The organism is Xenorhabdus budapestensis, assembly GCF_002632465.1.
Taxonomy (GTDB): Bacteria; Pseudomonadota; Gammaproteobacteria; order Enterobacterales; family Enterobacteriaceae; genus Xenorhabdus; species Xenorhabdus budapestensis.
The window spans coordinates 1-13634 of record NZ_NIBS01000004.1; the positions used below are offsets into that span (position 1 = coordinate 1).

Here is a 13634-nt window from a genome sequence, read left to right on the forward strand (position 1 = left end):
TTCGTTTGTACATATATTAGTACATTTTTAATTAATACAGGAAAATAACAAACATAATTATTTGTTTTTTATTATTATTTTAAATTTAATTGTATTTATAAATGAAATGAAGTGCGTTGAATCGGAAAAACTTACCCTTGTCATTTTAACTGGCTGGTTAATTAAGCCAGATTTTCTTCCACAAATTTCCAGTTAACCAGAGCCCAGAAATGCTCCAGATATTGAGGACGTGCATTGCGGTAATCGATGTAATAGGCGTGTTCCCAAACGTCAACAGTCAGAACTGGCTTGTTTTCACCAGTCAATGGAGTTGCTGCATTGGAAGTATTGACGATAGCCAGACTGCCGTCGGTTTTCTTAACCAGCCATGTCCAGCCAGAACCGAAGTTTTTCAGTGCTGCATCAGTAAACTGCTGTTTAAATTCAGCAAAAGAACCGAAAGAATTATTGATAGCTTCTGCAACTTTACCAGTTGGTTCACCTCCACCATTTGGTGACAGGCTATGCCAGTAGAAGGTGTGGTTCCAGACTTGTGCTGCGTTATTAAAGATGCCGCCTTCAGAGATTTTGATAATTTCTTCCAGTGATTTTCCGGCAAATTCGGTATCTTTAATCAGATTATTTAGGTTTACAACATAAGCGTTGTGGTGTTTGCCGTAATGATATTCCAGAGTCTCTGCTGAGATGTGGGGTTCTAAGGCATCTTTAGCATAAGGTAATGCTGGTAATTCAAAAGACATTGCATACTCCTTTTAATATCGGGTTTTTGGCTTTATAAGCCATGATTTATAGTATATTAATCATGGATAGAGCAAATTTTAGCTTATTGTCATGTTGCTATTTTGTTTGGTAATTATCTTAACAATTTTTCTGCTAAATAACAGGGAAAATGATACTATTCAGTGGCGATTTGACGCAGAAGCATTCAATTTTGCTGATTTTAATGTTCAGAATAAAAAATTTTCAGGAGCACGTTCACGGTAGCAAACTCGCATCAGAAAGTGGTATTCTGAATCAATCTTTTTTGATGCTGATAAACAGCGCCTGCCGTTTAAGGAAGTAAGAATGACGACAATTGAGAAAATCGAATGCCAGATTCAAGAAAACCCAATCTTGCTGTATATGAAAGGTTCGCCAAAACTGCCAAACTGTGGTTTTTCTGCTCAGGCAGTTCAGGCTTTGTCTGCTTGTGGTGAACGTTTTGCCTATGTAGATATTCTGCAAAACCCTGATATCCGCGCAGAATTGCCTAAATATGCAAACTGGCCAACATTCCCTCAGCTTTGGATTGAAGGTGAGTTAATTGGGGGATGTGACATTCTGATTGAAATGTATCAACGCGGTGAATTACAGGTTCTGGTCAAAGAGACTGCGGATAAATACCGTGAGCAGGAAGACAGTAAGTAATTCGTTGTCTCAGTGAAGTTCTGAATCAACAAAGCCCCATACACAATTAGCATTAATAGTCATATTTATTGACGGTAACATGTTATGGCAATGTTAGGTTGTGGCAACAGGTATGGGGTGATAATCGTTATATAGTTATAAACTAAGAACCTATCTCATTAGGCTCTTAGTTTATTAGGTTTCATTATCTGGATCTGGTACAGCCAACGGCCAACCACCAAGCCGTTTCCAGCGATTAACCAATTCGCAGAAAAGTAAGGCAGTCCGGTCTGTATCATACAGAGCACTATGTGCCTGATTACTATCAAAAGGTATTTCTGCCGTAATACAAGCTTTAGCCAGAATTGTTTGACCTAGCACTAATCCACTCAATGCGGCAGTATCAAAAGTGGCAAAAGGGTGAAATGGATTGCGTTTTAAACCAGAGCGTTCTGCTGCCGCCATGACAAAATTGTGATCAAAATTGGCGTTGTGGGCAACTATAATTGCGCGGTTGCAATTACTGTCTTTCATGCCCTTGCGGATCATTTTGAAAATAGCATGTAACGCTGTATATTCACTGACAGCTCCCCGTAATGGGTTGGTAGGGTCGATACCTGTAAATGCTAAAGCTGCCGGGTCAAGGTTGGCTCCTTCAAAGGCCTCAATGTGGAAATGTAGTGTATCAGCAGGTGCCAGCCAACCTTCTTCATCCATTTTTAAAGTAATTGCAGCGATTTCGAGTAAAGCATCTGTCCGTGCATTAAAACCAGCAGTTTCTACATCAATGACAACGGGATAATAGCCACGAAAACGTCCGCTTAGTATGTTTTGATCTTTTGTATTAGACATCTGATTTTGTTCTTAACTTCAGGATAGTCGATATTATGACAAAATTTACGGTGTCTTGCAGAAGTAATATCTATTAGTTGAGAAATGAAGGGCATGCAAGATGCCCTTTTGTATAGAGGAATAATTAGTGCCCTAATGCACTGGTGGCGCTTTTGTTTTCTATTAATTCGATCTTATAGCCGTCAGGATCTTCAACAAAAGCAATAATAGTTGTTCCACCTTTAACTGGCCCTGCTTCACGAGTAATTTTTCCGCCAGCAAGTTTGATATGTTCACAAGTTGCTGCAACATTATCAACGCCTAAAGCGATATGCCCGAATGCTGTTCCCATTTCGTAGCTTTCAACTCCCCAATTATAGGTCAGTTCGATGACTGCACCTTGACTTTCATCGGTATAACCTACAAAAGCGAGGGAATATTTATACTCTGGATTTTCACTAGTGCGAAGTAGACGCATGCCTATTACTTTAGTATAAAAATCAATCGAGCGTTGCATATTGCTAACACGGATCATTGTATGAAGTAGACGCATGATGACCTCTTGAGTTGATGGTCTGATAATCAAATGGTGATATCGCGAAATAACGTAGTGGTGAAATTTCGCGCTCTGACCGCATATGTTTGATTAACTATATATGGTAAAGATAAAGTAATTCAATTTGTCCTTTCATCTATTTTATTTCTACTCATTACTATTTTATAGTTCAGTATTTGATTTGAACTTAATCTAGGTGATGTTGTAATTCTGTCATAGATAATCATTTAGGTAATTCTGAGTACAGGAGGATGACATGGCTGAGCAATTAGAGTTTTTTGTTATTCCGAGCCCTTGCAAAGGGATTTGTGAATCTGATACTCGTGGTTTCTGTCGGGGATGTTATCGCAGTAGGGAGGAGCGATTTATGTGGATGAAATTATCAGATGGGCAAAAAAGAGAAGTATTGCGGTTATGTCGTGATAGATATCTGCGAATGCGAAGAAATAAAGAACATGATGAAGGTGCTCCATCAAAACAGCTTGGATTATTTTGATTCTTCGTCTTAACTATTAATGTAAATTGTTTATATGAATAATATTTCATATTTTCTATAAGGTTAGGAAGTTTTACCATGATAAAATGATATTTTATTCATATTACATATCTTTTATTTGATATAGGTCATTTAAAAATATTACAACAGTTGACTAATTAAAGTCTTTCGGTAAAATTTTCTTATCAAATAATCAATTATTGAACAATAATCACACTAATTATTTATCTTGTTGTTTTTAATGATTTTTATCGTTTTATTAGCTGTAACTGTAAGAGAAAAATGATATTAATGTAAAAATATATAGATTAGTATTTGGATGGCGGTTATTCTTATAGAACTTTAACCGAGTGGTACTGTGTCTATTTTTTAGAGTTTGGATTTGTTTCGTTGAGATTTAAAATCTTAATAGTTTAGCTGAAGGATTATTTTATACAGTTTATATCGTTGGTGGATTAATACGCGATTTTATTCGATGCGCCGTAAAACTTCGCTCTTTAGGGCGACGAAGATATCAATTTTTAAGTAACAGTCCAACGCGACACTAAATTAAGCAATTAGCGAAATATCTGACTCTACTTATGTGAGCGTGATATAGGATGCGTATCCATTATTCATATGAATAAACTGATTGGATAATTCATTGATGTTATATGAGTCTCTAATTATAAGGAGGGGTAATTGGAATTGACATTGGGATCAGACCTGGCACGTTTAGTTCGTGTTTGGCGCGCTTTAATTGATCATCGTTTGAAGCCGTTGAAATTAACTCAAACACATTGGGTTACTCTGTATAATATTAGTCTGTTACCACCGGAGCAGTCACAGATACAACTTGCGAAAGCTATTGGTATCGAACAACCATCCTTGGTAAGAACTTTAGATCAATTAGAAGAAAAGAAACTCATTACAAGGCACACATGTGCTAATGACAGGCGCGCCAAAAGAATCAAATTAACCGAAGAATCGGAAAATTTTATCAAAGAAGTGGATAGTGTTATTGGTTCGACGAGGAAAGAAATTTTGGAGGGAATTACTCATGATGAGCTAATTCTGCTTGCTTCTGTAATAAAAAAAATCGAAAGAAATATTAGCCAATTACATAAACAGGTAATATAAAAAATAATCGATAAACAGAAAATCACGGATTGCCAAGATTTGGTTCCGCGATTTTCTGTTTAAACATACTTGAACAATCTTAAATAGGTGATACTGTTGTTGAATCACCACTATCGACGATTTTAACTCGTTGCCCTTTATTGAATACAACCTGATCCAGCTTCTGTACCACAACGATATTCCTTCCGCTATCAGTACGAATTTCCAACTCAACACCTTTTGTTTTATCGAGAACACCTTCAATTCCTTGACCTGCCATTCCACCCGCAATAGCACCTGTGGCTGTTGCAAGCTTTTGACCAGAGCCGCCACCAATGGTATTACCTAACAATCCACCTAAAACAGCTCCACCAATCAGACCCAGCACATTCGGGTCACCAGCTTGACCACCTTTAATAGTCACTGGACGGACAGACAGAATAGTGCCATAGGCTACGTTTTGAATTTGTTTGGCTTGACCAATCGAGTAGGTATCACTGGAAAGTGCTCCCATGTCAGCACATCCGGATAATGTTGTCACTACAACTGCACCAACCAGGAAACGTTTGAACATAGTTACTCCTAATTTTAATGCTACGAGGAAAAACTGATAATAAACCTACAACCAAGCATTCAGCTACTATGGTCAGTAACAAGCATAATAATTTTACGAGTTACTTATTCTATACACTAATGGCTTATCTCTAAATATATAATAAATTTCTCGATGAACTCCAATAGGAATAATTCCTGACCAAAAGTTTAGCATGTTTTGTGAAGAGTCCTCCAAAACTCAGATTTTATCTCTTATATTGCTTGTTAAGCATATATAGTCCAAATCAATGTGTTTTATAGTTACACGGAATTTTATTTACAAATGTAATCCATTCTTTAAATAGGAGAATATTTATGAAGTCAGGACGTTATATTGGTGTGATGTCAGGCACCAGCATGGATGGAGTTGATGTTATTTTAGCAGAGATTAGTGATAAGGCAGTTACACAGCAAGAAAGTTACAGCCATCCATTTCCTCAGGAACTTAAACAAAAATTACTTTCTATTTGTCAGGGTCAGCAAACAACATTATCAATAATTGGGCAGCTTGATTATGAACTGGGGACGCTTTTTGCTGAATCAGTAAAAGGATTATTGGATAAAGCCGGGTTAACTGCAAATGATATTACAGCGATTGGGTGTCATGGTCAGACTGTATGGCATGAGCCGGACGGCGAAAAACCTTTTACCATGCAAATCGGTGATAATAACCGTGTAGCGGCATTAACGGACATTACAACTGTAGGTGATTTCCGTCGCCGCGATATGGCGTATGGTGGTCAGGGAGCACCTTTAGTCCCCGCATTCCATATGGCGGTACTTGGTCATCCGACAGAAAGACGAGTGATCCTGAATATTGGTGGTATTGCCAATATCTCCGCGCTTTTGCCAAATTCTTCTGTCAAAGGATATGATACCGGGCCGGGGAATATGCTGATGGATGCCTGGACATGGCGTCATAAACAACTGCCTTATGATAAAGATGCACAATGGGCGGATAAAGGGAACGTCAACGAGAATTTGTTACAGAAAATGTTGTCTGATCCTTACTTCGCGCGTACTGCGCCGAAAAGTACGGGGCGTGAATACTTCAATATGGCATGGTTGGAAAAACAATTAGTTGATTTTCCTGATGTCAAACCAGAGGATGTGCAAGCCACTCTTGCTGAACTGACGGCAGTTAGTATTGCCGAGCAGGTATTGCTGAATGATGGTTGTGAACGTTTGTTGGTTTGTGGTGGTGGCGCCAGAAATCCGCTCATCATGCGTCGATTATTTGCTTTGTTGCCTGATACTGAAGTTGCTACAACAGATAAATATGGATTGAGTGGTGATGATATGGAAGCATTAGCATTCGCCTGGCTGGCATTCCGTACAATGTCTGGGCTGCCGGGTAACTTGCCATCAGTAACGGGTGCGGACAGGGCAACAATTTTAGGAGCAATTTATCCTATTGTTGGTAGATAACAATGCTATGCTGATACTCATTCAGGAGTCGAGAGCTAAAAATGTCAGAGCATAATGAAACTCATATAGCAGAATTGCGCCGCGAATATATGCGTGGCGGATTACGGCGGAAAGATCTTACTAAAGAGCCGATGGATTTGTTTGAACTGTGGTTCAAACAGGCCTGTGAAACCAAACTCAGCGATCCAACGGCAATGTGTATTGCGACAGTTGATGAGCGTGGCCAGCCTTATCAGCGTATTGTTTTATTAAAACACTTTGATGCCCGTAGTCTGGTGTTTTATACCAATCTTGGCAGTCGGAAGGCGAAACATTTAGCTCAAAATAACCGTATTAGTCTCCATTTCCCATGGTATCAGCTTGAGCGACAGGTTAGTTTCCTGGGGAAAGCTGAGCGTTTATCGCCTGTTGAAGTGGTGAAATATTTTCACAGCCGCCCGAAAGATAGTCAGATTGCAGCTTGGGCTTCACAACAATCTTCTCGTATTTCTGCCAGAAGTATTTTAGAAGGTAAGTTTTTAGAGCTGAAACAGAAATTCCAGAATGGTGAAGTGCCACTACCCAGTTTCTGGGGGGGATTCCGGGTTGAGTTTGATTCAGTAGAATTTTGGCAGGGAGGAGCTAATCGTCTTCATGATCGTTTTCTGTACCAACGTGAAGGAGATGAGTGGCATATTGATCGTCTGGCGCCTTAACTGTACCAATTACCATTTTTAATACTGGCACTTATATTACTGGCGTTTTATGCTATAGCTCGCGATTTATAGTAAATTACGACAATTATATATGCCTGATAGGTTGCAAGTTGCAGTGCAGCAGTCCGTGAACATAATCGATAAAGCCTGCAACTTGGAAGACAAAGGGTATAACTACAGAATACAAACCGATGGAGTCATTGATGTCTAGCAATAACCTGATTAAACAACTGCAAGAGCGGGGCCTTATTGCCCAGGTAACGGATGAAGAGGCGTTAGCGGAAAGACTGGCGCAAAGTCCGGTCTCTCTCTATTGCGGCTTTGATCCTACCGCTGACAGCTTGCATTTGGGCCATCTGGTTCCCTTGCTGTGTTTGAAAAGATTCCAACTGGCAGGGCATAAGCCGATAGCGTTGGTAGGTGGAGCGACGGGTTTGATTGGTGATCCGAGCTTTAAAGCTGTGGAGCGCAAATTAAATACAGAAGAAACTGTCAAAGAGTGGGTTGAAAAAATTCGTAAACAAGTTTCACCATTCCTCGATTTTGAAGGTGAAAATGGTGCAGAATTAGCCAACAATTATGAATGGTTTGGCGAAATGGATGTACTGACTTTCCTGCGTGATATCGGCAAGCACTTTTCCGTTAACCAGATGATCAATAAAGAAGCGGTGAAGCAGCGCCTGAACCGTGATGATGTTGGTATTTCATACACTGAGTTTTCTTATAATCTGTTGCAATCTTATGATTTTGCTAACCTGAATGGAAAATACGGTGTTGAATTGCAGATTGGTGGTTCAGACCAATGGGGCAATATTACTTCAGGTATCGATTTGACACGCCGTTTACATCAGAAACAAGTATTTGGTTTGACAGTACCTTTGATTACTAAATCTGATGGTACTAAATTCGGTAAAACAGAAGGTGGAGCAGTTTGGTTGGATCCTAAGAAAACCAGCCCATACAAATTTTATCAGTTCTGGGTTAACACAGCAGATGCTGATGTGTATCGTTTCCTGAAGTTCTTTACTTTCATGAGCATTGAAGAAATCAACGCATTGAAAGAAGAAGATAAGAACAGCGGTAAAGCTCCGCGTGCTCAGTATGTTCTGGCTGAAGAGGTTACCAGGCTGGTACATGGAGAAGTGGGTCTTACTGCGGCGAAACGCATTACTGAAAGTTTGTTCTCTGGAGCTGTAGCTGATTTGACCGAAGATGATTTTGCACAATTAGCACAGGATGGTATGCCGGCAATAGAACTTGAGAAGAATGCTGACTTGCAGCAGGCTCTGGTTACTGCGGAATTTGTTCCTTCCCGTGGGCAGGCGCGGACCATGATCAGTTCCAATGCGGTTTCTGTTAATGGTGAAAAACAGTCTGAGCCTATGTATGTGTTTACCGACAATGACCGTCTGTTTGGACGTTATACTTTATTACGTCGTGGTAAAAAACATTACTGCCTCATTAATTGGAAGTAATCCATAAACGTGTTTCTAAAGGGCAACGTTACTGTTGCCCTTAAAATATCTGCCTGTTAAGTCATTTATGTTTCTTAAACATGATTTTTAAGCATCGCTCCTAAAATAATAAATCAGGCTTTATTATGAAAAATATTCTTTCAATTCAGTCTCATGTTGTTTTTGGTCACGCAGGAAACAGTGCGTCTGTTTTTCCGATGTGTCGTATGGGAGTGAACGTATGGCCATTAAATACGGTTCAGTTTTCTAACCATACTCAATATCCACAATGGCGTGGTTGTGTGATGCCGCCGGAGCATCTGGCTGAGATTGTGCAGGGAATTGGTGAAATTAATAAATTGGCATGCTGTAATGCTGTACTGAGTGGTTATATTGGTTCAGCGGAGCAGGGAAACTATATCCTTGATATCGTGAAACAGGTTAAACAAGCTAATCCTGAAGCATGGTATTTCTGTGACCCTGTTATGGGACATCCGGAAAAAGGGTGTATTGTTGCTCCGGGAGTGGCTGAATTCCTCACTGAAAAGGCGTTACCTGTCAGTGACATCATTGCACCTAATTTACTGGAACTTGAAACACTCACTATGCGGGAAATAAAAGATGTAGAACAAGCAATATCTGCAGCTCGCTTACTGTGTGAAAAAGGCCCAAAAATTGTTTTAGTTAAACATCTCAGTCGTGCAGGCTACCGAAAAGATAATTTCGAAATGTTGCTGGTGACTAAAGAAAATAGCTGGCATATCAGCCGACCACTGATCGATACTGGTAAACATCAACCCGTTGGAATAGGTGATTTAACCAGTGGCTTATTCCTCGTCAATCTACTGAAAAGCCCGTCTTTAACAAATTCAGCATTGCAGGCTGCGTTGGAACATGTTACCGCAGGAGTTTATGAAGTCATGCTGGAAACGCAAAAAAGAGGGGAGTTTGAGTTACAGCTTGTTGCCGCTCAGGACAAAATGGTGACCCCGATCCATAAATTCAGCGCTGTACAAATTGATTAAGCATAAAAACAGCCAGTATGTTCGTGCTCATCAACATAGTTCAGGAGGCTCTTTAAAGGAAAATGAAGCCATCGGTAAGAGTCAGGGAAAAGGATGTTCAACCAAAGTTCATTTAGCTGTAGACAGTTACGGTTTGCCTGTGCATTGAACAACAAGGAGCAACAGCTGTCATTCCTTACCGAAGGCCAATATTGATTTTGGGAAAACCAGACATAACTCTGGCTTTCCCGGAGGTATTGTTACTATAGCATTACGGCTTACTTCAATAGACTTTTAGTCTTTTTTGTCGGAATAAGGGCGAACATATTTAATAATGCACTCAAGTTTTTCGCAGGTTTCCTGCCATTCTCTTTCTGGTTTTGAATCTCTGACCAGTCCAGCACCAGCCTGTAGCCAACAGTGTTCTTTATGCTGATAAAGAGAACGTAATACCAGAGCTGCGTCTAATTTACCTGAGCTATCCAATAACATGACACAACCACCATAAAGCCGACGAGGTTCATCTTCATAATGTGAAATAGCTTGTAAAGAAGGTTTTTTCGGTATCCCTGAAGCGGTTACTGCCGGGAATAAGGCAATGAATGCATCCCAACGATTTTTGTCTGTTTGTAGTAATCCTTTTACGCGTGATGCCAAATGTTGTACCGAACCTCGTTCACGAATAGCCATAAATTCTGATACACAAAGCGTGTCTGCCTGACAAATTGGGGTTAATTCTTCTAATGCAAGTTTGGTCGACACCGCGTGCTCAGCGATTTCTTTCGGATCAGAAAGTAAATCGGCACGTAGCTTTTGATCTTGCATTTTGTCATGTGTCAATGCTCTTGTGCCTGCCAATGGTTGGCTATTAACCCAACCAGTACTATCTGCCTCAACCACAGTTTCTGGGCTGAAGCCGTAAGCAGAAAATTCTTCATCTCGTAAGAAGAAAGAGCGGGCAGGGGTGTTAGCCTGACGGCCCAACCAGTAACTGTGTGTTATATCCACATTTGAACCAAGCTGAACTTTGCGTGAGAGGATTATTTTTTGGTAGTGGCCTGTGACAATATCTTTTACCGCATTCGCTACGTTATCTTGATAATTTTTTTCTGCGTCTGCTATGTTGATAATTTCCAGCTCTTTTGTATATGGGAAAGTTGGTGTACCGACTTGATCAGCTTGTCTGATTTTTTCGCTCAATATAGTGAGCTGGTTTTCTTCAAGTGTTCGTATCAGAACTTGCCCTTGAATTATGCGTAATTCATGCTGCGGAACAGTGATTTTTATTAATGCTTCATTTTGTTGTTCTAATGATGAAGCTAATGGTATCCCATATGTCATATGAGAAAACTCAAATAATGTTCTGCCATAAGCACGCCAGTCTTTGATAGAAAGGTCGTTGAGAACCTGCTCAAGTTTTTGGCTTAACGTACTGATATCGTATGGATGTCGATCACCTTTTGAATCAATTAGTTGTCCAGATGCATTTGCACTTATAGTGGCTGCACAGCCAATCCCCAATGACCATTCACCTTTGATCTCGTAGAGTGTATAAGGTTGTGTATTATTATCTGTAAGATCTGCAAGTAAATGAGTGACCAGATCTAATGGAGTGCTGGTAATAGTGATAGTGTGTTCATGATATTGCTGCATTGGGTTGTTATTTTCTTCTGCTTGTTTCGTTTGCTCTGTATGTTCTGTTTGTGCCATCTGTACCAACTGACGTTTGTCTATTTTTCCTACTGTGGTTAATGGCCAATACGCCACAAACAACCATTGATCAGGGACCTTATGGCGCTGAACGCCTTTCTGATGTAAAAATGCCTGTATCTGTGTAGGTTCCGGTTGGTTAATATTCTTTGGTATGCAAGCGCAAATTCGTTCACCCAAGAGTTCATCAGGAACAGCGATGACAACTACGTCATCAATATTTGGATGTTGCAGCAGTAATGTTTCAATTTCTTGTGTTGAAATTTTCTCGCCACTGCGGTTGATCTGCTCTTTAATGCGTCCTTCAACGATCAGGTTGCCATCTGATCTCATACGAACCAAATCGCCGGTACGATAGAATCCATCAGTGGTGAAGGCGATGGTATTATGTTGCTCAGCGCGGTAGTATCCCGTAATGGTGTAAGGGCCTCGTGTAATCAATTCGCCTACTTCACCGGCGGGGACAGATTGCAGATTGGCGTCAACAATTTTGATCTCATCTTCTTCTGATAGTGGGCGACCTTGGGTGTTAATAATGACCTCATCAGGATCATCCAGTCGGGTATAGCAAAGTAATCCTTCTGCGGTGCCAAATACCTGTTGCAAAGGCCCAAGGCGTGTCATCACCTGTTTTGCCAGTTCTGGTGTAAGTCTGCCTCCACCGGCTTGTAAACAACGCAGGGAGGAAAGATCGCTTTGTTCCCAGTCACGAGCCTGTTCCCAGAGTCGGGCAAGCGCCGGAACTAACGCAGTATGTGTCACCTTATACTGTTTAATTAATGGCATGGCTTCATCACAACTGGCGGTATTACTTAAGAGGACACATCCTCCTTGAGAAAGTGTGCCCAGAATACCGGGGCTGCCTAAGGTGAAATTATGTGCAACAGGCAGTACTGCTAAATAAACGCTTTCGGTATTAATTGAGCACAAGCGAGCTGACAGCACAAAGTCATAAGTATAGGCATCGTGAGTGCGTGGAATTAATTTCGGTGTGCCAGTTGTTCCTCCGGAAAGTAGGAGGACGGCAATATCACCGTAACATGGGCCAGAAACAGAAATATCGAGTGGTTCACCATCAATGGAGGATAAAGCAGTAAATTCTTCTGCTTCCCCATCAACAATAATATGTTTCATCTCAGGGCAAGACGCTGCCACTTCCCGTGCCATTTCTCGGTAATCAAAACCATAGATACAATCAGGGATAATGTAAGCCACCGGACGGGCAATCTGGCAAAGTGCATGAACATCATGGGCCCGTTGTGTCGGCATTAATAATACTGGATGAGCGCCTAATCTAAACAGGGCAAAACAGGTGACAACAAAGGAGATGCAGTTAGGCAATTGCACCATGATGTTGTCACCACGACATATTCCCCGCTGAGATAATCCACTTGCCAGCCTTTCCGCAAGTTGATGGAGTTCATGGTAAGTCAGATGTTGTTCTTGATAGATCAGTGCTGTTTTATTCCCCCAGGTTTTCGACCATCCGGTAAGCTGTTGGTCTATGGTTTTGCCATTCCAAAGATAGTCTGGCGTCATAGTAAAATTTCTTCCTGGGATTGAATAAGATGCCATTATGCGAACTCCTGTGGATAAACATATTGCATAAATTGTGTAATGTGACGGATAAAACTTTGAGGTTTTTGCGTGATATAAAAATGATTGCCGATAATCTCTTGGCAGCAATGCGAAAGGTTTTGTTTGTCACTGGCAAGCCAGTGATGCCACTGCTGAACTTCCAGAGCAGAAGCCTCTTTGTCTTCGTTGCCATAAAGCAACAAGGTTGGTGTTTGCAGTTTTATTGAGCCAGATTGAATAACCTGTTGATAATGTTCTGTAGCCCAGAAATCAGCACGTAACATGGGTAAGAACAGCGCCAGCAATCCGGGATCTTCGCGTAACATCGGGCTGCAACCGCCAATATCGATGAGTTGTTCAATAAATTCATAATCAGGTAATCCACTCAATTGACGACGAGATTGAAGATGAGGGGCATGACACCCCGAAAGTACCAGTGCTTTAGGAGAACAATTATGTTGTTCAAGGTGTTGGCAAGTTTCAAAAGCGACCTGAGCTCCCATACTGTGACCAATCAGTATCAGGTTTTCTCTCTGGGCAGGTGTTAGTGACACGAGCAATTCAGAAAGTGATTGAGCTAATGGTGCAATGCTGGTGACCGCACGTTCATTCATACGGCTGTCACGTCCGGGATAAATCACTAGCGAAACGGCTATATCTGGATTTTCCAGAGTAGACCATTGGTGAAATGCACTGCTGCTGCCCCCGGCAAAGGGGCAAATTAGTAGAGTGTATTTGGGTTCGCCACGAGGTGTTAGGTACGGGCGAATCATCGGATGTACAGGGAGTGCCCATTTCATCAGC

13 protein-coding genes and 1 pseudogene are annotated in these 13634 nt (G+C 40.9%); 8 read left to right on the forward strand and 6 right to left on the reverse strand.

Going from position 1 to position 13634, the window contains the following annotated elements; all coding sequences use genetic code 11:
- Positions 1-161: 161 nt before the first annotated feature.
- Entirely contained in the window at positions 162-740 is a 579-nt protein-coding gene (gene sodB / locus Xbud_RS05655) for a superoxide dismutase [Fe] (RefSeq protein ID WP_099135150.1), read from the reverse strand.
- A gap of 325 nt (positions 741-1065) precedes the next feature.
- Here sodB and Xbud_RS05660 point away from each other — a divergent pair, with 325 nt between their 5' ends.
- Positions 1066-1407: a Grx4 family monothiol glutaredoxin gene (locus Xbud_RS05660; RefSeq protein ID WP_099135151.1), complete on the forward strand. Its 342-nt coding sequence runs from the start codon at positions 1066-1068 to the stop codon at positions 1405-1407.
- Between the two features lie 174 nt (positions 1408-1581).
- Here Xbud_RS05660 and rnt read toward each other — a convergent pair whose 3' ends face one another.
- A complete protein-coding gene (gene rnt, locus Xbud_RS05665) occupies positions 1582-2238 on the reverse strand; it encodes a ribonuclease T (RefSeq protein ID WP_099135152.1) in 657 nt (218 codons plus the stop codon).
- Between the two features lie 124 nt (positions 2239-2362).
- A complete protein-coding gene (gene gloA / locus Xbud_RS05670; protein WP_099135153.1) occupies positions 2363-2770 on the reverse strand; it encodes a lactoylglutathione lyase in 408 nt (135 codons plus the stop codon).
- A 259-nt stretch (positions 2771-3029) separates the two neighbouring features.
- Here gloA and Xbud_RS05675 point away from each other — a divergent pair, with 259 nt between their 5' ends.
- Both Xbud_RS05675 and slyA read left to right on the forward strand, forming a co-directional pair.
- Entirely contained in the window at positions 3030-3269 is a 240-nt protein-coding gene (locus Xbud_RS05675; RefSeq protein WP_099135154.1) for a DUF1289 domain-containing protein, read from the forward strand.
- A gap of 681 nt (positions 3270-3950) precedes the next feature.
- On the forward strand, positions 3951-4388 hold the full coding sequence (gene slyA / locus Xbud_RS05680) for a transcriptional regulator SlyA (RefSeq protein ID WP_099135155.1): 438 nt from the start codon (positions 3951-3953) through the stop codon (positions 4386-4388).
- 79 nt (positions 4389-4467) lie between these two features.
- On the opposite strand, the gene Xbud_RS05685 is transcribed toward slyA, so the two are convergent.
- Complete coding sequence (locus Xbud_RS05685) at positions 4468-4941, reverse strand: outer membrane lipoprotein (protein ID WP_099135156.1); 474 nt, start codon at positions 4939-4941, stop codon at positions 4468-4470.
- A 335-nt stretch (positions 4942-5276) separates the two neighbouring features.
- On the opposite strand from Xbud_RS05685, the gene anmK reads away from it, so the two are divergent.
- The 5 genes and pseudogenes from anmK to Xbud_RS05710 all read left to right on the forward strand — a co-directional run.
- Positions 5277-6389 carry an anhydro-N-acetylmuramic acid kinase gene (anmK, locus tag Xbud_RS05690; protein WP_099135157.1) on the forward strand — a complete coding sequence of 371 codons (1113 nt, stop codon included), beginning with the start codon at positions 5277-5279 and terminating at the stop codon, positions 6387-6389.
- Positions 6390-6430: 41 nt separating this feature from the next.
- The gene (gene pdxH / locus Xbud_RS05695) at positions 6431-7084 is read left to right on the forward strand and encodes a pyridoxamine 5'-phosphate oxidase (RefSeq protein WP_099135158.1); all 654 of its coding nucleotides are present in this window, start codon (positions 6431-6433) and stop codon (positions 7082-7084) included.
- Positions 7085-7287: 203 nt separating this feature from the next.
- A complete protein-coding gene (gene tyrS, locus Xbud_RS05700; protein WP_099135159.1) occupies positions 7288-8559 on the forward strand; it encodes a tyrosine--tRNA ligase in 1272 nt (423 codons plus the stop codon).
- A 125-nt stretch (positions 8560-8684) separates the two neighbouring features.
- Positions 8685-9563 (forward strand): pyridoxal kinase PdxY, encoded by an 879-nt coding sequence (gene pdxY / locus Xbud_RS05705; protein ID WP_099135160.1) that lies wholly within the window; start codon positions 8685-8687, stop codon positions 9561-9563.
- A 19-nt stretch (positions 9564-9582) separates the two neighbouring features.
- A pseudogene (locus Xbud_RS05710) lies at positions 9583-9708 on the forward strand (IS5/IS1182 family transposase); the annotation flags it as partial.
- 128 nt (positions 9709-9836) lie between these two features.
- On the opposite strand, the gene Xbud_RS20925 reads toward Xbud_RS05710, so the two are convergent.
- Together Xbud_RS20925 and Xbud_RS05720 are read right to left on the reverse strand one after the other, a co-directional pair.
- Positions 9837-12791: a salicylate synthase gene (locus tag Xbud_RS20925; RefSeq protein ID WP_339353674.1), complete on the reverse strand. Its 2955-nt coding sequence runs from the start codon at positions 12789-12791 to the stop codon at positions 9837-9839.
- 35 nt (positions 12792-12826) lie between these two features.
- Positions 12827-13603 carry a thioesterase II family protein gene (locus Xbud_RS05720; protein WP_099135322.1) on the reverse strand — a complete coding sequence of 259 codons (777 nt, stop codon included), beginning with the start codon at positions 13601-13603 and terminating at the stop codon, positions 12827-12829.
- Positions 13604-13634 lie beyond the last annotated feature (31 nt).

Excerpts from the sequence above, each read along its gene's own strand:
- sodB (WP_099135150.1), bottom strand. The coding sequence starts at position 740 with ATGTCTTTTGAATTACCAGCATTACCTTATGCTAAAGATGCCTTAGAA.
- Xbud_RS05660 (WP_099135151.1), top strand. The coding sequence starts at position 1,066 with ATGACGACAATTGAGAAAATCGAATGCCAGATTCAAGAAAACCCAATC.
- rnt (WP_099135152.1), bottom strand. The coding sequence starts at position 2,238 with ATGTCTAATACAAAAGATCAAAACATACTAAGCGGACGTTTTCGTGGC.
- gloA (WP_099135153.1), bottom strand. The coding sequence starts at position 2,770 with ATGCGTCTACTTCATACAATGATCCGTGTTAGCAATATGCAACGCTCG.
- Xbud_RS05675 (WP_099135154.1), top strand. The coding sequence starts at position 3,030 with ATGGCTGAGCAATTAGAGTTTTTTGTTATTCCGAGCCCTTGCAAAGGG.
- Xbud_RS05685 (WP_099135156.1), bottom strand. The coding sequence starts at position 4,941 with ATGTTCAAACGTTTCCTGGTTGGTGCAGTTGTAGTGACAACATTATCC.
- anmK (WP_099135157.1), top strand. The coding sequence starts at position 5,277 with ATGAAGTCAGGACGTTATATTGGTGTGATGTCAGGCACCAGCATGGAT.
- pdxH (WP_099135158.1), top strand. The coding sequence starts at position 6,431 with ATGTCAGAGCATAATGAAACTCATATAGCAGAATTGCGCCGCGAATAT.
- tyrS (WP_099135159.1), top strand. The coding sequence starts at position 7,288 with ATGTCTAGCAATAACCTGATTAAACAACTGCAAGAGCGGGGCCTTATT.
- pdxY (WP_099135160.1), top strand. The coding sequence starts at position 8,685 with ATGAAAAATATTCTTTCAATTCAGTCTCATGTTGTTTTTGGTCACGCA.
- Xbud_RS20925 (WP_339353674.1), bottom strand. The coding sequence starts at position 12,791 with ATGACGCCAGACTATCTTTGGAATGGCAAAACCATAGACCAACAGCTT.
- Xbud_RS05720 (WP_099135322.1), bottom strand. The coding sequence starts at position 13,603 with ATGATTCGCCCGTACCTAACACCTCGTGGCGAACCCAAATACACTCTA.